At 57.8% G+C, this 20,427-nt stretch carries 24 protein-coding genes; 3 read left to right on the plus strand and 21 right to left on the minus strand.

The genetic code is table 11. The features are described 5' to 3' along the window. The 9 genes from DBY73_RS14055 to fkpA all read right to left on the minus strand — a co-directional run. A partial coding sequence (locus tag DBY73_RS14055; protein WP_000031657.1) for a GTP-binding protein occupies positions 1–198 on the minus strand: 198 nt, incomplete at its 3' end. A 69-nt stretch (positions 199–267) separates the two neighbouring features. Further along, entirely contained in the window at positions 268–2,382 is a 2,115-nt protein-coding gene (fusA, locus tag DBY73_RS14060) for an elongation factor G (protein ID WP_112011729.1), read from the minus strand. 96 nt (positions 2,383–2,478) lie between these two features. Next, positions 2,479–2,949: a 30S ribosomal protein S7 gene (gene rpsG, locus DBY73_RS14065; protein ID WP_004106370.1), complete on the minus strand. Its 471-nt coding sequence runs from the start codon at positions 2,947–2,949 to the stop codon at positions 2,479–2,481. 96 nt (positions 2,950–3,045) lie between these two features. Then, on the minus strand, positions 3,046–3,420 hold the full coding sequence (gene rpsL, locus DBY73_RS14070) for a 30S ribosomal protein S12 (protein WP_112011730.1): 375 nt from the start codon (positions 3,418–3,420) through the stop codon (positions 3,046–3,048). A gap of 124 nt (positions 3,421–3,544) precedes the next feature. Beyond that, positions 3,545–3,832 carry a sulfurtransferase complex subunit TusB gene (gene tusB / locus DBY73_RS14075; RefSeq protein WP_112011731.1) on the minus strand — a complete coding sequence of 96 codons (288 nt, stop codon included), beginning with the start codon at positions 3,830–3,832 and terminating at the stop codon, positions 3,545–3,547. 7 nt (positions 3,833–3,839) lie between these two features. After that, positions 3,840–4,199: a sulfurtransferase complex subunit TusC gene (gene tusC / locus DBY73_RS14080; RefSeq protein ID WP_112011732.1), complete on the minus strand. Its 360-nt coding sequence runs from the start codon at positions 4,197–4,199 to the stop codon at positions 3,840–3,842. Continuing rightward, positions 4,199–4,585 (minus strand): sulfurtransferase complex subunit TusD, encoded by a 387-nt coding sequence (tusD, locus tag DBY73_RS14085; protein ID WP_112011733.1) that lies wholly within the window; start codon positions 4,583–4,585, stop codon positions 4,199–4,201. Before tusD ends, tusC begins: the two co-directional genes overlap by 1 nt. Next, a complete protein-coding gene (locus DBY73_RS14090) occupies positions 4,585–5,307 on the minus strand; it encodes a transcriptional regulator (protein ID WP_112011734.1) in 723 nt (240 codons plus the stop codon). The genes tusD and DBY73_RS14090 overlap by 1 nt, the downstream gene beginning before the upstream one ends. A gap of 166 nt (positions 5,308–5,473) precedes the next feature. After that, a complete protein-coding gene (gene fkpA, locus DBY73_RS14095; RefSeq protein ID WP_112011735.1) occupies positions 5,474–6,292 on the minus strand; it encodes an FKBP-type peptidyl-prolyl cis-trans isomerase in 819 nt (272 codons plus the stop codon). 238 nt (positions 6,293–6,530) lie between these two features. Here fkpA and DBY73_RS14100 point away from each other — a divergent pair, with 238 nt between their 5' ends. Further along, the gene (locus DBY73_RS14100; RefSeq protein ID WP_112011736.1) at positions 6,531–6,749 is read left to right on the plus strand and encodes a protein SlyX; all 219 of its coding nucleotides are present in this window, start codon (positions 6,531–6,533) and stop codon (positions 6,747–6,749) included. A 199-nt stretch (positions 6,750–6,948) separates the two neighbouring features. Here DBY73_RS14100 and slyD read toward each other — a convergent pair whose 3' ends face one another. The 4 genes from slyD to kefG all read right to left on the minus strand — a co-directional run bounded on the left by slyD (position 6,949) and on the right by kefG (position 10,207). Beyond that, a complete protein-coding gene (slyD, locus tag DBY73_RS14105; RefSeq protein ID WP_112011737.1) occupies positions 6,949–7,542 on the minus strand; it encodes a peptidylprolyl isomerase in 594 nt (197 codons plus the stop codon). A 94-nt stretch (positions 7,543–7,636) separates the two neighbouring features. Further along, positions 7,637–7,837 carry a YheV family putative zinc ribbon protein gene (locus DBY73_RS14110; protein WP_112011738.1) on the minus strand — a complete coding sequence of 67 codons (201 nt, stop codon included), beginning with the start codon at positions 7,835–7,837 and terminating at the stop codon, positions 7,637–7,639. A 13-nt stretch (positions 7,838–7,850) separates the two neighbouring features. Continuing rightward, positions 7,851–9,656, minus strand: a complete 1,806-nt coding sequence (gene kefB / locus DBY73_RS14115; RefSeq protein WP_112011739.1) for a glutathione-regulated potassium-efflux system protein KefB — start codon at positions 9,654–9,656, stop codon at positions 7,851–7,853. After that, positions 9,656–10,207, minus strand: coding sequence for a glutathione-regulated potassium-efflux system ancillary protein KefG (gene kefG / locus DBY73_RS14120; protein WP_146745775.1), 552 nt, complete (start codon positions 10,205–10,207; stop codon positions 9,656–9,658). The genes kefB and kefG overlap by 1 nt, the downstream gene beginning before the upstream one ends. 132 nt (positions 10,208–10,339) lie before the next feature. Between kefG and DBY73_RS14130 the strand changes: the two genes are divergently transcribed. Together DBY73_RS14130 and DBY73_RS14135 are read left to right on the plus strand one after the other, a co-directional pair. Further along, on the plus strand, positions 10,340–12,244 hold the full coding sequence (locus DBY73_RS14130; RefSeq protein WP_112011741.1) for an ABC transporter ATP-binding protein: 1,905 nt from the start codon (positions 10,340–10,342) through the stop codon (positions 12,242–12,244). A 16-nt stretch (positions 12,245–12,260) separates the two neighbouring features. After that, positions 12,261–13,193: a LysR family transcriptional regulator gene (locus DBY73_RS14135; RefSeq protein ID WP_112011742.1), complete on the plus strand. Its 933-nt coding sequence runs from the start codon at positions 12,261–12,263 to the stop codon at positions 13,191–13,193. 35 nt (positions 13,194–13,228) lie between these two features. Here DBY73_RS14135 and mdcH read toward each other — a convergent pair whose 3' ends face one another. The 8 genes from mdcH to mdcA all read right to left on the minus strand — a co-directional run bounded on the left by mdcH (position 13,229) and on the right by mdcA (position 20,273). Then, positions 13,229–14,125, minus strand: a complete 897-nt coding sequence (gene mdcH, locus DBY73_RS14140; protein WP_112011743.1) for a malonate decarboxylase subunit epsilon — start codon at positions 14,123–14,125, stop codon at positions 13,229–13,231. Further along, entirely contained in the window at positions 14,125–14,742 is a 618-nt protein-coding gene (locus DBY73_RS14145) for a malonate decarboxylase holo-ACP synthase (protein ID WP_112011744.1), read from the minus strand. Before DBY73_RS14145 ends, mdcH begins: the two co-directional genes overlap by 1 nt. 2 nt (positions 14,743–14,744) lie before the next feature. Further along, a complete protein-coding gene (locus DBY73_RS14150) occupies positions 14,745–15,704 on the minus strand; it encodes an AEC family transporter (protein ID WP_112011745.1) in 960 nt (319 codons plus the stop codon). A 121-nt stretch (positions 15,705–15,825) separates the two neighbouring features. Further along, positions 15,826–16,626, minus strand: a complete 801-nt coding sequence (gene mdcE / locus DBY73_RS14155) for a biotin-independent malonate decarboxylase subunit gamma (protein WP_112011853.1) — start codon at positions 16,624–16,626, stop codon at positions 15,826–15,828. Beyond that, positions 16,626–17,459: a biotin-independent malonate decarboxylase subunit beta gene (locus tag DBY73_RS14160; RefSeq protein ID WP_046886743.1), complete on the minus strand. Its 834-nt coding sequence runs from the start codon at positions 17,457–17,459 to the stop codon at positions 16,626–16,628. Before DBY73_RS14160 ends, mdcE begins: the two co-directional genes overlap by 1 nt. Further along, on the minus strand, positions 17,452–17,751 hold the full coding sequence (gene mdcC, locus DBY73_RS14165; protein ID WP_006177845.1) for a malonate decarboxylase acyl carrier protein: 300 nt from the start codon (positions 17,749–17,751) through the stop codon (positions 17,452–17,454). The genes DBY73_RS14160 and mdcC overlap by 8 nt, the downstream gene beginning before the upstream one ends. 9 nt (positions 17,752–17,760) lie before the next feature. Further along, complete coding sequence (locus DBY73_RS14170) at positions 17,761–18,618, minus strand: triphosphoribosyl-dephospho-CoA synthase (protein WP_112011746.1); 858 nt, start codon at positions 18,616–18,618, stop codon at positions 17,761–17,763. Continuing rightward, on the minus strand, positions 18,618–20,273 hold the full coding sequence (mdcA, locus tag DBY73_RS14175) for a malonate decarboxylase subunit alpha (protein WP_112011747.1): 1,656 nt from the start codon (positions 20,271–20,273) through the stop codon (positions 18,618–18,620). Before mdcA ends, DBY73_RS14170 begins: the two co-directional genes overlap by 1 nt. Positions 20,274–20,427 lie beyond the last annotated feature (154 nt).

Here is a 20,427-nt window from a genome sequence, read left to right on the forward strand (position 1 = left end):
AGACGTGTTGATGGTGATACCACGAGCTTTTTCTTCTGGTGCGTTATCGATCTGGTCGAAAGCACGAGCAGCACCGCCGTAGGTTTTAGCCAGTACGGTAGTGATTGCAGCAGTCAGGGTAGTTTTACCATGGTCAACGTGGCCGATAGTACCAACGTTGACGTGCGGTTTTGTACGTTCAAATTTTTCTTTAGACACGGCTATATTCCTTACTATAGTGCTCTCCCCTTTGGAGAGAGCACGGGACTTAGGTTTTAATCCTGTGGATTACTTACCACGGGCTTCGATAACGGCCTGAGCAACGTTGTTAGGCGCATCATCATACTTCAGGAATTCCATGGTGTATGATGCACGACCTTTGGTCAGAGAACGCAGCTGAGTTGCATATCCGAACATTTCAGACAGCGGAACTTCAGCGTGGATCTTAACGCCAGTTACTTCGGATTCCTGACCGCGCAGCATACCGCGACGACGGCTCAAGTCACCGATAACGTCACCGGTGTTCTCTTCAGGAGTTTCAACTTCAACCTTCATGATTGGCTCAAGCAGAACTGGTTTTGCTTTCTTAAAGCCTTCTTTAAAGGCAATAGACGCAGCCAGTTTAAACGCCAGTTCAGAGGAGTCAACGTCGTGGTAAGAACCGAAGTGCAGACGAACACCCATGTCAACAACCGGATAACCAGCCAGTGGACCTGCTTTCAGCTGCTCCTGGATACCTTTATCAACGGCAGGGATGTATTCGCCAGGAATTACACCACCTTTGATGTCGTTGATGAACTCATAACCTTTAGGGTTAGAGCCCGGCTCCAGTGGGTACATGTCGATCACAACGTGACCGTACTGACCGCGACCACCAGACTGCTTAGCGTGTTTACCTTCAACATCGGTCACTTTCGCGCGAATCGCTTCGCGGTATGCAACCTGAGGTTTACCCACGTTCGCTTCAACGTTGAATTCACGCTTCATACGGTCAACGATGATGTCCAGGTGGAGTTCACCCATACCCGCGATGATGGTCTGGTTAGATTCTTCATCAGTCCATACGCGGAATGATGGGTCTTCTTTAGCCAGACGACCCAGAGCCAGACCCATTTTTTCCTGGTCAGCTTTGGTTTTTGGTTCAACGGCGATGGAGATTACCGGCTCTGGGAATTCCATACGCTCCAGAATGATCGGGTGATCCGGGTCACACAGGGTGTCACCAGTGGTCACGTCTTTCAGACCGATAGCTGCAGCGATGTCGCCCGCACGAACTTCTTTGATCTCTTCACGTTTGTTAGCGTGCATCTGTACGATACGGCCAAAACGCTCGCGCGCCGCTTTCACGGAGTTCAGGATGGTGTCACCGGAGTTAACCACACCAGAATATACGCGGAAGAAGGTCAGGTTACCCACGAATGGGTCGGTAGCAATTTTGAACGCCAGTGCAGAGAACGGCTCGTCATCGCTTGCGTGACGCTCAGCCGGAGTATCTTTACCGTCGTCCAGGATACCGTTGATCGCAGGAACGTCAACCGGGGATGGCAGGTAGTCAACTACCGCATCCAGCATTGCCTGAACACCTTTGTTCTTGAACGCAGAGCCACAGGTAACCAGGATGATTTCGTTGTTCAGAACGCGCTGACGCAGAGCTTTTTTGATCTCTTCTTCAGTCAGTTCTTCACCACCCAGGTATTTTTCCATCAGCTCTTCAGAAGCTTCTGCTGCGGATTCGATCAGGTTCTGGTGCCATTCGTCAGCCAGGTCCTGCATCTCTGCCGGGATATCTTCGTATTCGAAGGTAACGCCCGCATCTGCTTCATTCCAGTTGATGGCTTTCATTTTCACCAGGTCGATAACGCCGGTGAAACCTTCTTCAGCACCAATTGCCAGCTGCAGCGGAACAGGGTTCGCGCCCAGACGGGTTTTGATCTGGCCAACAACTTTCAGGAAGTTAGCACCCATACGGTCCATTTTGTTAACGAACGCGATGCGTGGAACTTTATATTTGTTAGCCTGACGCCATACGGTTTCAGACTGTGGCTGAACACCACCAACTGCGCAATAAACCATTACCGCGCCGTCAAGAACACGCATGGAACGTTCTACTTCGATGGTGAAGTCAACGTGCCCCGGGGTGTCGATGATGTTTACGCGATGCGGTTCGTACTGCTTAGCCATACCTGACCAGAATGCAGTAGTCGCTGCGGAGGTGATAGTAATACCACGCTCCTGCTCCTGTTCCATCCAGTCCATGGTGGCTGCGCCGTCATGAACTTCACCGATTTTGTGGTTTACACCGGTGTAGAACAGAATACGTTCGGTAGTAGTGGTTTTACCGGCGTCGATGTGCGCACTGATACCGATGTTACGATAGCGTGCGATGGGTGTTGTACGAGCCATTTGATTCCTCGTTTATATCTTTAGGCGTTCAGTTAAGTTACCCAGAGCGGGCGGCCTCTCTGAAGCGCCCGCCTGGTGACTAATACTCCGAAGGGATTACCAACGGTAGTGTGCGAACGCCTTGTTGGCTTCTGCCATACGGTGAACGTCTTCACGTTTCTTAACTGCAGTACCTTTGTTGTCTGCAGCATCAGAAAGTTCGTTCGCCAGACGCAGAGCCATGGATTTATCACCGCGTTTACGAGCAGCTTCAACGATCCAACGCATTGCCAGAGCATTACGACGAACCGGACGAACTTCAACTGGAACCTGATAAGTAGAACCACCAACGCGGCGGGACTTAACTTCTACAGTTGGGCGAACGTTGTCGAGAGCGACTTCGAAAGCTTCCAGTTCATTTTTACCAGAACGCTGAGCCAGGGTCTCAAGCGCGCTGTATACGATTGCTTCTGCAGTAGATTTTTTACCATCTACCATCAGGATATTTACAAATTTTGCCAGCAGTTCTGATCCGAACTTCGGATCTGGAAGGATTTTACGCTGACCAATGACGCGACGACGTGGCATGGGAATACTCCGTTGTTAATTCAGGATTGTCCAAAACTCTACGAGTTTAGTTTGACATTAAGATAAATCAGTTTGGCCTTACTTAACGGAGAACCATTAAGCCTTAGGACGCTTCACGCCATACTTGGAGCGAGCCTGCTTACGGTCTTTAACACCAGAGCAGTCAAGCGCACCACGAACGGTGTGGTAACGAACACCCGGAAGGTCTTTAACACGACCGCCACGGATCAGGATCACGGAGTGTTCCTGCAGGTTGTGACCTTCACCACCGATGTAGGAAGTCACTTCAAAACCGTTAGTCAAACGCACACGGCATACTTTACGCAGTGCGGAGTTTGGTTTCTTAGGAGTGGTGGTATATACACGAGTACATACGCCACGTTTATGCGGGCAGGCTTCCAGCGCAGGCACGTTGCTTTTTGCAACTTTGCGAGCGCGTGGTTTGCGTACCAGCTGGTTAACTGTTGCCATTAAATAGCTCCTGGTTTTAGCTTTTGCTTCGTAAACACGTAATAAATCGACCTCATACAATATGAGGACGCGAAATTTTAGGGCCACGTCGAAAAGGTGTCAAGAAATATACAGCGATCTCAGATCACCAGTTCATTTGACTGGGGTGCTTCAGCGTCAGATTAACGAAATCAGTATAGCCAACGACGTTAATTTTGGTTGAATTTTGACCATCAAGGCCTCGCGCATCGAGATCGTCCTTGAGCGCAGAGACCGTTATGGGGGCATTGTTGAGAATTTCAACAAAGCGGCTACCCGCAACCGCGGCGAGAACACCATCCTGGATCAGCAGCAGGTCATCACCCTCTCGCAGCATGCTCAACAGCGTTTCGATGTCACATTGCCAGGGAGAGTGGCTCAGAGTATGGAGCATGACGGCCTCAGAAAGTCAGAATGGTATCGTAGTGAGAAAGTTTATCGCGCAGGGCGGCAGACGCCAGTATCTCAACATCCAGCACCAGCTGAACGGTGCCGTTCAGCCCGCGCGAGGCTAGCGAGTCCGCGCACACATAGAGATTGTCAATGTCGTACAGCGGCAGCACTTTAAAAGTTGCAATGTAATCCCGCGCGAGAATAGCCTGCGGCTGCTGGCCGGCCAGCAGCTGGAACACGCCGTCGCCCAGAAAGAATACGCCGATATCCTCGGTTAATGCCGAGGTTGCCAGTAAGGCGTCCAGGCCTTCTCTGCCTGACGCGCTGCCGTGCGGTGCGGAGGTAAAAACAAACGCCACGCGTTTCATCAGAATTGCACCACTCTGTCACAGGTCAGCGCAGCCTGCGCCAACGCGCCTAAGCCACTCAGCGAAAATCCAGGCTGCAGGTTAGCTCCCGATAAGCCAAGGCGCTCGGCCTCCGCAGCATCCGTCACGCCTCGACGCAGCGCCGCCGCCACGCAGATGTGCAGCTCAACGCCCTGCGCCTCATGTAATGCCTGCCACGCGCGCACGATGTCAAATTCATCGCTCGCCGGTGAAGTTAGCTGATTCGCGTTGTACACGCCTTCACGATAGAAGAACACGCTCGCCAGCTCGTGACCGGCGTCAAGCAGCGCGCGGGCAAACTGCAGCGCACTGCTGGCCTGCTGAGTTCCATAGGCCGGGCCTGTGACCATTAACGCAAAGCGCATTACTTGTCTTGCCCTGCGAAATCGCCGCTTTTGAACTGGCGAATGTAGAGGTAAACCGTATGCTTGGAGATGTTCAGGCGATCGGCCACCTGGTTGATGGCATCTTTAATATCGAAGATACCCTTCTCGTAGAGGTTCAGCACAATCTGTCGATTCTTGGCGTTGTTCGATACGTTGCGATCGGCATTCACCTCTTCAATCGTAAACTCAAGCGTCTGGGTGACAAGATCTTCAACAGAAGAAGCAAAGTTCACGGATGAGCCCACGTCTGGCGTTTCTGGCGGAATAAAAGTGCTCATGATCTGAGAGAACGGTACATCAAGGTTCATGTTGATGCACAGCAGCCCGATCACGCGGTGGTCGCGGTTTCGAATCGCGATAGTTTCTGATTTCATCAGCACGCCGCTCTTGGCGCGGGTGAAATAGCATTTGGAGACGCTGCTGTCTGCGCCGGTCATGTCATGCAGCATGCGCAGAGCAAGGTCGGTGATCGGAGAACCAATTTTGCGGCCTGTGTGTTCACCGTTGGCAATGCGGATGGCAGAACACTTTAGATCCTGCAAAGAGTGCAATACGATTTCGCAGTGGGACCCAATGAGCATCGCTAACCCGTCCACCACCGCTTCGTAGGATTTTAGAATATCGAAGTCGGTCTGATCGAAAGGACGTTGATCCAGCAAATCGAGTTCACTGGTTTCATTGGTTAAAAGCGACCTGGACATGAAAAAAACACTCCTTTTCAGGAGCCTGTCGTTACGTTTTCAGGGCAGGCTCATTATCTACACGGACAACTAAATTAATACAGCGTGTATAACGCTTTCCAGTGTTAATTATATCTGCCCCACAATAAAAAAAACCGCCGCCTTATCGGCGGCGGCTTTTACAGCATTACTTCTTAGCGGCTGCGGCTTTATCGTCAGCCGGCGCGTCTGCTTTCGCATCCGCTTTCGGTGCCGGTTTGATGTCCAGCAGTTCTACATCGAAGACCAGCGTAGAGTTCGCTGGGATGCCCGGAACGCCAGTTTTGCCGTAAGCCAGATCCGGTGGAATGACCAGCTTGATTTTACCGCCTTTCTTGATGTTCTTCAGACCTTCGGTCCAGCCTGGGATAACGCCATCCAGACGGAAGGAGAGAGGTTCACCGCGGGTATAAGAGTTATCAAACTCTTTACCGTCAATCAGCGTGCCTTTGTAGTTAACAACAACGGTATCGCTGTCTTTCGGCGCATCGCCGGTGCCTTCTTTCTCAACTTTATATACCAGGCCGGTAGAAGAAGTTTTTACGCCTTTCTCTTTAGCAAAGGTATCGCGGTAAGCCTTACCTTTTGCTTCGTTGTCTTTAGCATCTGCTTCCATTTTAGTCTGAGCGGCGCCTTTCACGCGCGCTTCAAACGCCTGCAGCGTTTTCTCGATGTCCTGGTCAGACAGTTTACTCTTATTCGCAAACGCATCCTGAACACCCGCGATCAGCTGGGCTTTATCCAGTTTAATGCCCAGTTTTTCTTGCTCTTTCAGAGAGTTTTCCATGTAACGGCCCAGAGATGCGCCAAGTGCGTAGGCGGATTTCTGGTCGTCATTTTTAAATGCCGCTTTGCTGTCTGCAGTCGCAGCAGGCTTCGCAGCAGTATCAGCCGCGAAAGACAGCGGCGCGTTCAGCGCGACGGCCATCGTAGTCGCCAGCAGCGTAACTTTGAACAGTGATTTCATCCATTTCTCCAGGGCCTGGGGACTCTCACCCCAGCATTAAACGTAAATGAGTAACGTACTATAAAGCGTTGCGGAAGAAATCTACAGACAGACTCCCCCGAATCGCAGCACTTTTCAGACTATTTTTGTTTAAATTAGTTTCTTACCGTCAGGATGAGTACTGCACGTAAAGTTAAACTCAGTTAAACTTCGCCGCCGCTGGCAGGCAAAGTCCATTGAGGCATAAACGAGGTGAACGATGAAGGACACAATGATTGAAGCGAGACTGGCTGAACTGGAAAGCCGCCTGGCTTTTCAGGACATCACCATCGAAGAGTTGAACCAGACCGTGACCGCGCACGAGCTCGAAATGGCGAAACTGCGGGATTTGATGCGTCTGTTAACCGAGAAGCTGAAGGCAACGCAGTCATCACATATCGCGTCCCAGTCTGAAGAGACGCCACCACCTCATTATTGAGGCGTAAAAAAGCGGGATAACAATCCCGCTTTTTTTGTGCCCGGTGGCGCGAAGCTTACCGGGCCTACATACCAAATACCCTATGGATTTCGAGTCGCAGGACCGCGGCAAGCTTGAAAATCCCCGGGAGCATAGATAGCTATGTAACCGGGGTTTGAAAGCGCAGCCAACGCACCTGCGGCTTGAAAGACGACGGGTATTAGTGGCAGCCGCAGCCGCCGTTACCGCCGCAACCACCTTTACCGTGGTCGTGACCATGGTCGTGATCGTGGCCGTGACCGCCGCAGCAACCGTCGTGGCCGTGTTCGTGGTCATGGTCGTGGCCGTGCGCGCCGTGAACGTGGCCATGAGCCAGCTCTTCTTCGGTCGCTTCACGAATAGCCACAACTTCAACGTTAAACTTCAGGTTCTGGCCAGCCAGCATGTGGTTGCCGTCAACCACAACGTGGTCGTCTTCCACTTCAGTGATTTCAACCGGCACCGGGCCCTGGTCAGTTTCAGCCAGGAAGCGCATGCCAACCTGCAGCTCGTCAACGCCCATGAACACGTCTTTAGGAACGCGCTGAACCAGGTTGTCGTCATACTGACCGTAAGCGTCGTTTGCGCCTACAGCAACGTCAAATTTATCGCCAACGTCGTGACCTTCCAGCGCGGTTTCCAGGCCGGAGATCAGGGAACCGTGACCATGCAGGTAGTCCAGCGGCGCACTCACCGGAGACTCATCAACCAACACACCGTCTTCTGTACGTACCTGATAGGCCAGGCTGACCACCAGGTCTTTTGCTACTTTCATGATATCTCCTGAGCGTGGGAAAATTGCTGGCGCAGATTGTAGCGGAAATCTGCACCCGTGTACCCTTTAGCTTAAAAAAACTCAGGGCATATCGCTAGTCTGGATGAAAAATCCCGATCACTTGCTCTTCTTTGCGAACGTGATCGCGGGCCTCTTTGTCGGCCTCGCGCATCTGGTGGCCGCACTTAACACACTCAACAATATCGATATTATTTTCGCGCCACATGGCCAGCGTATCTTGCGCCTGGCAGCCGGGGCATTTTGCGCCCGCGATAAAGCGTTTACGTACAGCCATCTTTCGTTACCCTTTATTCAAATTCATCCCAGCCGTCCAGCTGGCGCCGTTCCTGCTGCATCTCACGCTGGAAAATCTCTTCCAGCTCGCGGCGCGCCTCCCGCACGCGAGAAATTTGCGCCGTGTCGCTGTGTACGGGCATCAGCTCGCGCAACATCCGCATATCCAGCCTGCGGAAGTGCATTTGCGCGCGCTGCGCCTGATGGGGATGCATCCCAAGCGATACCAGCGCCTTGCGCCCCAGCTCCAGCGCGCTGGAGAACGTCTCGCGGGAGAAGTGTTTCACACCCGCCTGCAAAAGTTCGTGAGCTTCAACACGTCCGCGCGCCCGCGCCAGAATATGCAGATGCGGGAAATGCTGCTGGCACAGCTCAACCAGCTTCATCGTGTCTTCCGGATCGTTACAGGTGATGACGATGGATTCAGCCGCCTCCGCGCCCGCCGATCGCAGCAGCTCAAGCTGGGTGGCATCGCCGTAATAAACTTTATAGCCATATTTACGCATCAGGTTTACAGCGCTGATGTCCCTTTCCAGCACCGTAATGCGCATTTTGTTCGCCATCAGCAGGCGACCAATCACCTGCCCGAAGCGGCCAAAGCCCACCACGATCACCTGCGGCTTATCGTCTTCTACCCACGGCGCTTCGTCTTCATCATCCGTCGGGTTTAAGCGCCGCGAGAGGACCTTATCCACCAGCTTCATCAGCAGCGGCGTGGTCATCATCGACAGCGTCACCGTCACCAGCAGCAGCGCCATCTGGTCATCCTTAAATAGCTTCTGGGACGACGCCGTCGAGAACAGCACGAACGCGAACTCGCCGCCCTGGCTCAGCACGCTGGCAAACTGCATTCTTTCCGAACTGCGCAGGCCGTAAATGCGCGCCAGCCCGTAAAGCACCAGCGTCTTCACCGCCACCAGCACCGCGACGCTCACGATCACCCACAGCATATGGGTATAAAGCACGCCCAGGTTCAGCGCCATGCCCACCGAAATAAAGAACAGCCCGAGCAGCAGCCCTTTAAACGGATCGATAGCCGTTTCCAGCTCGTGACGGTATTCGCTTTCCGCAAGCAGCACCCCGGCGATAAACGTCCCGAGCGCCATCGACAGCCCCAGCGCGTCCATAAACAGCGCCGAGCCGAGCACCAGCAGCAGCGTCGCGGCGGTGAACACCTCGCGTACGCCCGAGGCGGCAATAAAGCGGAACACCGGGCGCAGCAGGAAGCGTCCGCCAATCAGCATGCCCGCAAACGCCAGCACCTTCATGGAGATCTTCACCCAGTCGAAATGGTCGTCGCCGGAGCCGGCCAGCAGCGGCACCAGCGCCAGCGCCGGGATCACCGCTAAATCCTGAAACAGCAGCACCGAAAAGCCGAGCTGACCGGCCTCGTTGCGGTTCATGCCCTTGTCGCGCATCATCTGCAGCGCCATCGCGGTGGAGGACATCGCCAGGCCGATACCGCCAATCACCGCCGCCTGCCACGAGAAGTTCGTCAGCATCAGCAGCCCGGCCAGGATCGCGGCGCTGAACAGCACCTGCGCCGCGCCAACGCCGAAGATGGAGCGCCGAAGCTGCCACAGCTTGGACGGGTTCAGCTCCAGCCCGATGATGAACATCAGGAACACCACGCCGAGCTCGGAGAAGTGGAGTATTTCATCCACGTCGCTGATAAACCCAAGCCCCCACGGGCCAATGGCAATCCCCGCCAGCAGGTAGCCCAGCACGGCGCCAATGCCGATCCGCGCGGCCAGCGGCACGGCCACCACCGCCGCGAAGAGAAACAGCACGCCGGCAAGAAGCAGATTCGATCCTTCCATCAGCGGCCTCCTGTCGACGTCGGCGACGCCAGCCATTCGCCGTAAGCTCGAGCGTGGCTCGCCAGCTCTTCAGGCTTCTGCCGGCGCGCCCAGTAGACGATAATCGGGCTCATCCAGTGCATGCGGCACATCGCCGCGGTCAGCTCGAAGGGACGAAGGATATCGCTCATCGGATAGCGGTTAAGCCCGTCATGACGGTAGGCGCTTTCCGGCTCGCCCGTGGTAATCACGCTACGCCAGTACTTTCCCGCCAGCTGGTTGCCCCCTACCCCGCTGGAGAACCCCCGGCTCAGCACGCGGTCCAGCCACTCCTTCAGCAGCGCCGGGCAGCTGTAGGTATACAGCGGATGCTGGAACACAATCACGTCGTGCTGGCGCAGCAGTTCCTGCTCGTGGGGAATATCGATAAAAAAATCAGGATAGTGCGCGTAGAGATCGTGCACCGTCACGTTACTGAGCTGTGTAGCCGGCTTAAGCAGTACGCGGTTTGCCACCGAGTCCTGTGATTCCGGATGGGCATACAGCAGCAGCACTTTCGCTGTCTGAGACATCACTCCCCTCCCGGTTCTGTTTTTGTGTATTGTTGTCGTTTTGGGCTACCATGGCGGCCCGGTGGGGAATATCGCCCACACCTTACATTATCATAATGACAAATTAACATAGTCGGAACATACGGCGCTTCTATGATTGTTTTCTCCTCGTTACAAATTCGTCGCGGCGTGCGCGTCCTGCTGGATAACGCCACCGCCACCATCAATCCGGGCCAGAAGGTGGGCCTGGTCGGCAAAAACGGCTGCGGTAAATCCACCCTGCTGGCGCTGCTGAAAAACGAGATTAGCGCGGACGGCGGTAACTTTACCTATCCAGGAAACTGGCAGCTGGCCTGGGTAAACCAGGAAACGCCCGCGCTGAGCGAACCGGCGCTCGACTATGTTATTGACGGTGACCGCGAATACCGCAGGCTGGAGGCAGAGCTTAACGCCGCGAACGAGCGCAACGACGGCCACGCCATCGCCACCGTTCACGGCAAGCTGGACGCCATCGACGCGTGGACCATCCGCTCCCGCGCCTCCAGCCTGCTGCACGGCCTGGGCTTCAGCAACGAACAGCTCGAACGCCCGGTCAGCGACTTCTCCGGCGGCTGGCGCATGCGCCTCAACCTGGCCCAGGCGCTGATCTGCCGCTCTGACCTGCTGCTGCTCGATGAACCAACCAACCACCTCGATCTCGATGCGGTAATTTGGCTGGAGAAGTGGCTCAAGAGCTATCAGGGCACTCTGATTCTGATCTCGCACGACCGCGACTTCCTCGACCCGGTCGTCGATAAAATCATTCATATCGAACAGCAAACGATGTTCGAATACACCGGCAACTACAGCTCCTTCGAGCGCCAGCGCGCCACGCGCCTTGCGCAGCAGCAGTCGATGTACGAAAGCCAGCAGCAGCGCGTGGCGCACCTGCAAAGTTTTGTCGATCGCTTCAAGGCCAAGGCCTCGAAAGCCAAGCAGGCGCAGAGCCGCATCAAGATGCTGGAGCGCATGGAGATGATTGCCCCGGCGCACGTGGACAACCCGTTCCACTTCAGCTTCCGCGCGCCGGAAAGCCTGCCGAACCCGCTCCTGAAGATGGAGAAAGTCAGCGCAGGCTATGCCGACCGTATCATTCTCGACTCCATCAAGCTCAACCTGGTGCCGGGCTCGCGCATCGGTCTTTTAGGGCGTAACGGTGCCGGTAAATCGACGCTGATCAAGCTGCTGGCGGGCGAGCTTAACCCCCTCAGCGGCGAAATTGGCCTGGCAAAGGGCATCAAGCTTGGCTACTTCGCCCAGCATCAGCTGGAATTTTTACGCGCCGATGAATCCCCTATTCAGCATCTCGCGCGCCTGGCACCGCAGGAGATGGAGCAGAAGCTGCGCGACTACCTCGGCGGCTTCGGCTTCCAGGGCGACAAAGTCACCGAAAACACCGAGCGCTTCTCCGGCGGCGAAAAAGCGCGCCTGGTGCTGGCGCTGATCGTCTGGCAGCGCCCGAACCTGCTGCTGCTCGATGAACCGACTAACCACCTCGATCTCGACATGCGTCAGGCGCTGACCGAAGCGCTGATTGAGTTCGAAGGCGCGCTGGTTGTCGTCTCGCACGACCGCCACCTGATCCGATCCACCACCGACGATCTCTACCTGGTACACGACGGCAAGGTTGAACCGTTCGACGGCGACCTCGAAGACTATCAGCAGTGGCTGACGGACGTGCAGAAGCAGGAGAACCAGCCGGACGACTCGGCAAAAGATAACGCCAACAGCGCCCAGGCGCGTAAAGATCAGAAGCGCCGTGAAGCCGAGCTGCGCACCCAGACGCAGCCGCTGCGCAAAGAGATTGCCCGTCTGGAAAAAGAGATGGAGAAGCTCAACGCCACGCTCGCCGCCGTAGAAGAGAAGCTGGGCGACAGCGGGCTGTACGATCAGAGCCGTAAAGCGGAGCTGACCGAGTGCCTGCAAACCCAGGCGAAAACGAAATCCAGCCTCGAAGCGTGTGAGATGGCGTGGCTGGACGCACAGGAACAGCTGGAAGCGATGCTGCAGGCCGACTAGGCCATTGGGGAGGGTTATGACTATCGATATCACGAGCGACATTACGTTTCGCAAGCTCGGCATTTTCATGACCTTTATGGAAAAGGGCAATATTGCGCGCACCGCCGAGGCGTTAAACCTGAGCGGCGTGAGCGTGCACCGCGCGCTGCACACGCTGGAAGAGAACGTGCGCTGCCCGCTGTTCACCCACAAGGGACGTAACCTGATTGCGCTCCCCTCCGCCTGGACGCTGCTGGAATACTGCCAGGAGGTGATGCAGGTGATGGCGCGCGGTCTTGAGGAGTCCCGCAAAATTGCGGGCATCGGTCAGGGTCGCCTGCGCGTGGGCACGCTCTATTCGCTAACGCTGGAAACCGTGCCGCGCCTGATCATGGGCATGAAGCTGCGCCGTCCGGATCTGGAAATGGATCTGACGATGGGCTCTAACGACGCGCTGCTGCACATGCTGGACGAGGGCACGCTGGACGCGATTTTAATCTCCATTTCTGAAAGCGACATCGACCGCAACACGCTGGAGGTTCTGCCCCTTTTCCACGACGACATCTTCCTTGCCGCTCCGGCCTCCGCCACGCTGAACGCCAGCGGGCCTGCGGACCTGCGGGACTACAAGGACCAAAAGTTTGTCTCGCTGGCGGAAGGGTTTGCCACCTACGCCGGGTTCCAGGAAGCCTTTCATATCGCCGGTTTCGAGCCGGAGATCGTCACCCGCGTGAACGACATTTTCTCAATGCTGAGCCTGGTGCAGGCGGGCGTTGGCTTTACGCTGATGCCGGGCAGGATGAAGAAGGTGTATGAAAACTCGGTGCAGCTGCTGAAGCTGGCGCAGCCGTATCAGATGCAGCAGCTGATCGCCATCGTCTTTGCCCGCAACCGCGAGCAGGACCCCAGCCTGCGCGCGCTGGCCGCCGAAGGGCGGATGTATGCCAGAAGTTTGCAGGACAGTGCCTGATGTTATTGCCCGGCTGCGCCTGACCGGGCAAAAAGTCACCGCTGAAGCCGCCCCGCCAAATGCACCGCCACGTCTACCCCGCTGCGCTCCAGCGAAATCGTCTCGCCTTCCCAGGACGCCTGTCGCGTCAGGCAGGTTAACACGCCGCCGGGGGGCATCTCGATCGCCAGCCGCGCCTCGCGCTCGTTGGCGGAAATCATCGCCTCCTGCCAGCGCACGGTGCGAGCCATATTCATCGCCAGATCGTCGGCGATCCTCTCCGGCTGCCAGAGGACGCGGCCGGTGCTGCCGCTAAGATACGCTAAGCGCGGGCGAGAGAGCGTCACCGTTTCAAACGCCGCCTCCAGCTTTTGCGCCGGTTCCGCCAGCAGTTCGCAGTGCGACGGCACGCTAACGGCCAGCCGGTGCGCCTTGTTCGCCCCTTTCTCCAGCGCACGCTTCGCCACCTGCGCCATGCCCTCGTCGGTTCCGGCAATCACGATCTGCGTTTCGGCATTCAGGTTGGCGATATAGGTTCCGGTACCGTCGATAAGCTGCTCCACCTGCGGCAGGGTCAGCCCCATAATCGCCGTCAGGCCGTAGCCGTGCGGATAGGCTTGCTCCATTAAATCGCCGCGCAGCGCCACTAGCCTAATCGCGTCGGTGAAATCCAGCGCGCCCGCGATAACCGCCGCAGGATACGCGCCGATGGACAGCCCGCTGACGATATCCGGCGTTACGCCGCGTCGCTCAAGCTCGCGCGCCCAGGCGACACCCGCGATCAGCAGCGAAAGCTGCACCCCGCGGGTATGGGATAACGAAGCTGCGCTATCCAGCGTATCAACCTCCGTCCCCAGCGCCTCGCGAGCCTGAGCCAGCTCGGTGCCCGGCAGGTTTTGCAGCATGCCTTCATGCTGCGTGCCCTGCCCCGGAAAAGTAAACAGTATTTTCATCACGCCTCCCTGTGCCACGGGTCCGTCACCAGACGCGGCCCGCGGCGGGTTTTCAACAGCGTTTTGCTGTCGCGCAGCCATTCCGCCAGCGCAAAGCCGCCCTCGGGCGTATCCACCTGCGTATCTGCCCGGCACAGCGCGCGGCCAAGCTGCGACTGCCATGTGGCAAACGCACCGGGGGAAATCGGCTGCGGGGCGCGGATCAGCAGGTCGAGATCGCTGTCGGCATGGATAACCGGAATGCCGGTCGCCAGCGCGTAGCCGGTGCTGCCGGTAATCCCCCATTTCCACGGCCACGGCTGCTGAGAAAGCTGAAGCGCCACCTGCACCGGCGGCTGCGTCACAAACGGCGAGCGCAGCAGATCGGCGGTCACGCTCAGCGATTCGGGTGACACCACGCGCGTTACGCGTTCGGGCTTCACCCATCCGGCCGCCCGCTGGTCGCGGCGCAATCCGCGCACGCCAACGGGAATACGGCCTTCGCTATCAACATCACGCCGCACCACCACCGGCAGGCCGGTATGCCATACCGCATCTACCCAGTCGTCGGTGATGCCTTCCAGCGCGTCTCGCGCAGAAAGCCAGATGAGGTCGTGCGGGCGTAACGTTGTGGTCATGATTACATTCCTGAAGTCAGCGAGATAAACAGCGGCAGCGACAGGATACACAGTACGGAGCTTAACAGCAGCACGGCTTCTGCATCCGGCGACTGCACGCCAAAGCGGTTACCGAACACCACGCCGAAGAAGCCCGCAGAAAGCGCAATCATCAGGATAGCGGTGATTGCCACGGAGCCGTGCAGGCCGAAGATGAGCACAATACCCCAGGCAATCGCCGGCTGGATCAGCAGCTTGGCGATGGTGGAAGCGATCACCATGGTGTTGATCTGCAGCTTGCGGGCAGAGAGGATCACCCCGGTCAGGAACAGCGCGGCAGCCGTTGCGGAGAGGCCCAGCGGTTTAATCGCCGCGAGAACCAGTTCCGGCATTTTGATGCCGATAGCGGAGAGGATCACCCCCAGCAGCGGGCCCATAACGATCGGTTTTTTAATCGAGCGCCACATCAGCACCGGCAGCATGGAGAGCGTGGAGCCGGTGTTGCCGCCTTCGGCGCGCGCTTTTTCACGCTCCAGAATCAGCAGGCAGAACGGCGTCATCAGCACGGAGCCGCAGGCGATAGAAACGGCCACGGAAAGCGAGGTAGACGAGCTTTCCCCCAGCACGCTGCCCAAAATAGGCAGGCCGAGCGCGGCGTAGTTCGGCAGGGCGACGGTCAGCGTCAGCACGGCCGCATCCTGTGGCGATTTTTTAAAGACCTTGGTCGCGAGGAAGTAGATGGCCGCATAGGTTATCCACATCGCCAGGGTCAGCACCAGGATCAGCGGCGACTGGGCGACGATGCCGGTCCACGGCGTTTGCACGGTCGCGCTGAACAGCGCGGCGGGCAGGGCGAAATCCATCACGAAGATATTAAGCAGGGAAACATTTTTGTTATCGACCATCTTTGCTTTGCCGGCCCAGAATCCCAGCAGCATGATGACGAAAATCGGTGCAAGAGCATGAACAATTACGTAAGTCATAATTCACCTGTAGTAAAAAAGTTTAAGCACTGGCGCGATGATTATTATTTTCAGGATGCAGGTTCCCGCGTGGGCGCAACGTACGCCCACGGGGTTGTGCATCTGGCAGGTCTCTTTTTACTTACCAGCTTGCCCGCATGCGTTCGCGTACGAGGGCAGAGCTGCGGCGGTTGTCAGCACCCAGGCGGTTTTTCAGCGTGGCGTCCTGACGCGCGTCGTTGATGGCCTGTTGCAGGGTGGTTTTCACCAGCGTCAGATCGTTTTCAGAAGGTGCATCCGGGTTGCTGATGTCCAGCAGGCTGGAAAGCAGCCCCAGCGTGGCGTAGTTGCTGATGTCATAGGCCATCGGCGGGATCGTCGCGGCCAGTTTTTCCAGCGCCTCTACGGTACGCAGCGTAATGCGCGCCGCAGATTCTTTACCCATCGCGTGGATCAGCACGCCCTTATCGTTGAAGGCGATCAGGCGGTTGGCCTGGTAGCCGTGCGCCAGAAACGCGCCGGACATCGCCTTGCCGACGATAAGCCCAATCACCGGGTGACCGGCCAGACGCGCGTTTGCATACGCGGCAGCGGCACCCGCCAGCGCCTGGTGAATACCAAACGCCTCTTCGCGACGGCCATAGGCCTGGCTTGGGACGTCGATCACCGCCACAATCGGGCGCTTCACGGCTTTATTGGCATCCGCCGCGACGGTTTCGCTGACCACCTTCGCCAGCGTCCAGCCTTCCAGCAGCCCCACCTCACCCTGCGCCGCGCGCGGGAAGTGGTTGTTGGCGTCCGGCACCACGGCAACGAAACGCACCGCTTCACCGTTCAGCTCGCCGTCGGCCGCCTGCACGGACGGGCATAATCCTTCAAGACGTTTTGCGTTCGGAGCGAGGGTTTCCAGCCAGAGTTCGCCACGGCTCATTGAATTACTCATCATTTCACCTCCCGGGCAAAAAGCGCTTTAATCTGTTCGGCATCGGCCTGTTTGCGGGTGTCGAAGTTCGTCAGGCGATTCAGGTAATCGTCGTAGTTATCGGTACGGTGCTTCGCGGGCACGCCTTTCGCAATCGCGTCGTTCATCGCCGCTTTCACCGCGTTGACGCCGTCGCCCACCAGCGCATCCACCAGGCCGCTTTCATAGCGCACTTCGCCGCCGGTCATGCTCCAGATAAACGGACGGTCGCGGGAGTCGTACTCTTCAATCCCCGCTTCCTGCTCGATAACCTGCGGACCGTTCAGGCCGAGACGCGCTTCGCGGGTCACAATCAGGTAGCTGCACAGCGCCGCCGCGATGGACATCCCGCCGAAGCAGCCCACGGTTCCCGCTACAATCCCGATCACCGGCGTGTAGCGACGCAGGTCAACAATCGCCGCGTGGATATCGGCAATCGCCGCCAGGCCAAGGTTGGCTTCCTGCAAGCGCACGCCGCCGGTTTCGAGGCACAGCACCGCCTGAGTCGGAATGCCGTTGCGGTTATCTTCCGCCGCCAGCTCCAGCGCCGCCGCCATTTTGGCGCCGGACACTTCGCCCATGCTGCCGCCCTGGAACGCGCCTTCGATGGCAACCACCACGGCAGGCTGGCCGTTGATGGTGCCTTTCGCGACGACCATGCCGTCATCTGCCTGCGGCACAATGCCCTGCGGCCCAAGCCACGGAGAGATAATGCCTTCAAACGGATCCAGCAGTTCGCGGTAGCTGCCCTCGTCCAGCAGCGCCTGCGCGCGCTGGCGCGCTTTTAGTTCGATAAAGCTGCTGTCATCACGCATGGCTCACCCCCTCAAAAACCTGTTCGATACGAATGCGCGCCACGCCCGGCGTCGCGCCGAAGTCGTGGATGGTCAGCTTGCCTGCGGGCAGGCTGCTGACGGTTTGCAGGCGGGTAAACAGGGCTTCCCAGCGGCCGCGGCTGTTGTCGACGGAGGTGGTGATATCGATGGTTAAGGTCTGGCCCGGTTCGGCGGCGAAAAGCACCTCCATATCCCCGGAACCAACAACCCCTGCCAGCGCCTTACCGCTTAACGCGCGGCTGGCGGGCATGGTTAATGTGATTTTTTCCATAACATCCTCTTAATGCTTTGAATAAGACGTTTCGACGCGGTCGAGAAACAGCGTGGCGGCGAGCAGGTCGGCAGCGCCGCCCGGCGAGGCGTTAAGTGCCAGCATCTGACGATCTAACGTTGCCAGCGCCAGTTGGCCCGCGGGCGTGGCGCAGCCGCCGGCGCGCAAAACGGCACGGGCGCCGTCCTGCATGGCGTCAAGCCCCTCCATTCCGGCGCGCGACAGCACGCAGGTATCGGTGAGCGACGTCATGATCGCCATCAGCGCGTCGAGCCTCGCCTGCGCTTCGCTGCTGCCGTTCAGGCGGCTGAGGCGAAGCTGCGGCAGCGCGCGCTGCATCACGTGCGGAAACGCCTGCTGCGCCTCTTCACGCGCGCCCGGTACGCGGTAGCGATGCGTGGCGCGCAGCCCTTTGCTGAACACTTTCGGCGCCGCGTCGTCCGGCAGCTTTGCCAGCCGGGCGGCGGTGTCTGCGACGGTTTGCGCAGAGGCGTCGCCGCCCTGCATCGCCACCGCGCTGACCAGTAATCCCAGCGCCCAAATCGCGCCCCGGTGGGTATTGACCCCGCCGGTTGCCTTCATCATCTGCTGCTCGCCTTCGCGGCCAAGCCGCCCGACGGTTTGCCTGAGCGCAACGTCAGCCGGACGCTGCCAGCTCTGCTGCGCCAGCGCCTGAAACGTAGGGGTCAGGCTGTGCGCGGAGCGCTCCATTAGCGCGAGCGATAAATCGTGGTGCGCGCCGTTCCCCCGGCTGTCCACCAGACCGGGTTTCGGGCTCAGTCGCGCTTCGTCAATCAGACACTGCGTGGCGGTTCGCGCCAGCCATTCGGCACCGCCTTCAACCTGAATCTGGGGCAGAAGTTTCATTACCAGCTCCGGAATTTCGCAGGTGGGTTATACAGACCGCCGGACCACTCAACGAGGTCAGACACGCTGCCTGCCGCCAGCAGAGAGCGGGTAGCGTCGGTGCGGCGAATGCCCATATCTTCCGGATAAACAACCTTGCCGCTCTGGCGCAGTTCCGCCACGCGTTTGGCGTCAACGCCCAGGCCGATATCGGTGATCCCCGCAACGGCAGCCACCATGGCGCGGCGCTCTTCCATGTCTTTGGCGCGATAGAGGTAGGCAATCCCCTCTTCGGTCAGGACGTGGGTCACGTCATCGCCGTAGATCATGACCGGTGCCAGCGGCATGCCGGAGGCTTTTGCCACGTCCACCGCATCGAGTTTTTCCACGAAGGTTGGCTTCACGCCCGCCTGGAAGGTTTCCACCATCTGCACGACCAGTTTTTTACCGCGCTGCATCGGATCGGGTTCGGTGATCATGTTCAGCCAGGCCGGCGTGGCGTGGCGGCGACCGTGCGGATCGTGGCCCATGTTTGGCGCGCCGCCGAAGCCGGAAAGACGACCGCGGGTCACTGTTGAGGAGTTGGCGTAGCCGTCAACCTGGAGCGTTGACCCAATGAACATATCTACCGCGTACTGACCTGCCAGCTGGCAGAAGGCACGGTTGGAGCGCATGGAGCCGTCGGCGCCGGTAAAGAAGACGTCAGGGCGGGCGCGGATGTACTCTTCCATCCCCAGCTCGCCGCCGAAGCAGTGCACGCTTTCGACCCAGCCGCTCTCAATCGCCGGGATAAGCGTTGGGTGCGGGTTCAGGGTCCAGTGCTTACAGATTTTGCCCTTCAGGCCGAGCTGTTCGCCGTAGGTCGGCAGCAGCAGCTCAATCGCTGCGGTGTTAAAGCCGATCCCGTGGTTAAGGGACTGCACCTGGTGCTCCGCGTAGATGCCCTTAATCGCCATCATCGCCATCAGGATGTGTTCCTGTTTGATCAGGCGCGGGTCACGGGTGAACAGCGGTTCGATGAAGAACGGCTTGTCGGCCACGACTACGTAGTCAATCCATGAACCCGGAATATCCACGCGCGGCAGATCGCACTCGTCGTCCACCAGTTCGTTGACCTGAGCAATAACGATCCCGTCGTGGAACGCGGCGGCTTCCACCAGCGCTGGCGTATCTTCGGTACTCGCGCCGGTGTAGAGGTTGCCTTTGCGGTCAGCCTTAAAGCCGGCAATCAGCGCCACGTTCGGCGAGAGGTCGACGTACAGGCGGGAGTAGAGTTCGATGTAGGTGTGGATCGCGCCGATTTCGAGCTGGCCATCTTCCAGAAGCTGCGAGATACGCAGGCTCTGCGTGCCGGAGAAGGAGAAGTCCAGCTTGCGGGCGATGCCCTTCTCGAAGATATCCAGATGCTCGCTGCGGCCCACGCTTGGCATAATCATATGCAGGTCGTGGACGATTTGCGGGTTTACTTCAGCAAGCGAGCGGGAAAGGAAATCCGCCTGCTTTTGGTTGTTGCCTTCCAGCACAACCTTGTCGCCGGGGGCGATTAATTTTTCCAGCATGGCGACCAAATCGCCCGTTGGCAGTACCTTGCCCTGCACCGGCACGGAGGCCAGACGACGCGCTTTCTCGGTGCGTCGAGTGTTCCACTGCCGGGTAGGTGTTTGCCCAGATAACATTATTAACCTCCTGATTCAGCACATCATTCTGATTGCTTAACGTTGAGTGAAGTGTGCGCTCTGGTGAGAAAGGCATCAATTAAGCGTAGAGCGGAATCATTAGCCTGAGAGTAATAATCACGGTAAAGATTTGTGATCGGGATCAGTTCATGTT

Origin of the sequence: Enterobacter sp. RIT418 (genome assembly GCF_003057745.1) — a bacterium.
In the GTDB taxonomy this organism is placed as follows: domain Bacteria; phylum Pseudomonadota; class Gammaproteobacteria; order Enterobacterales; family Enterobacteriaceae; genus Enterobacter.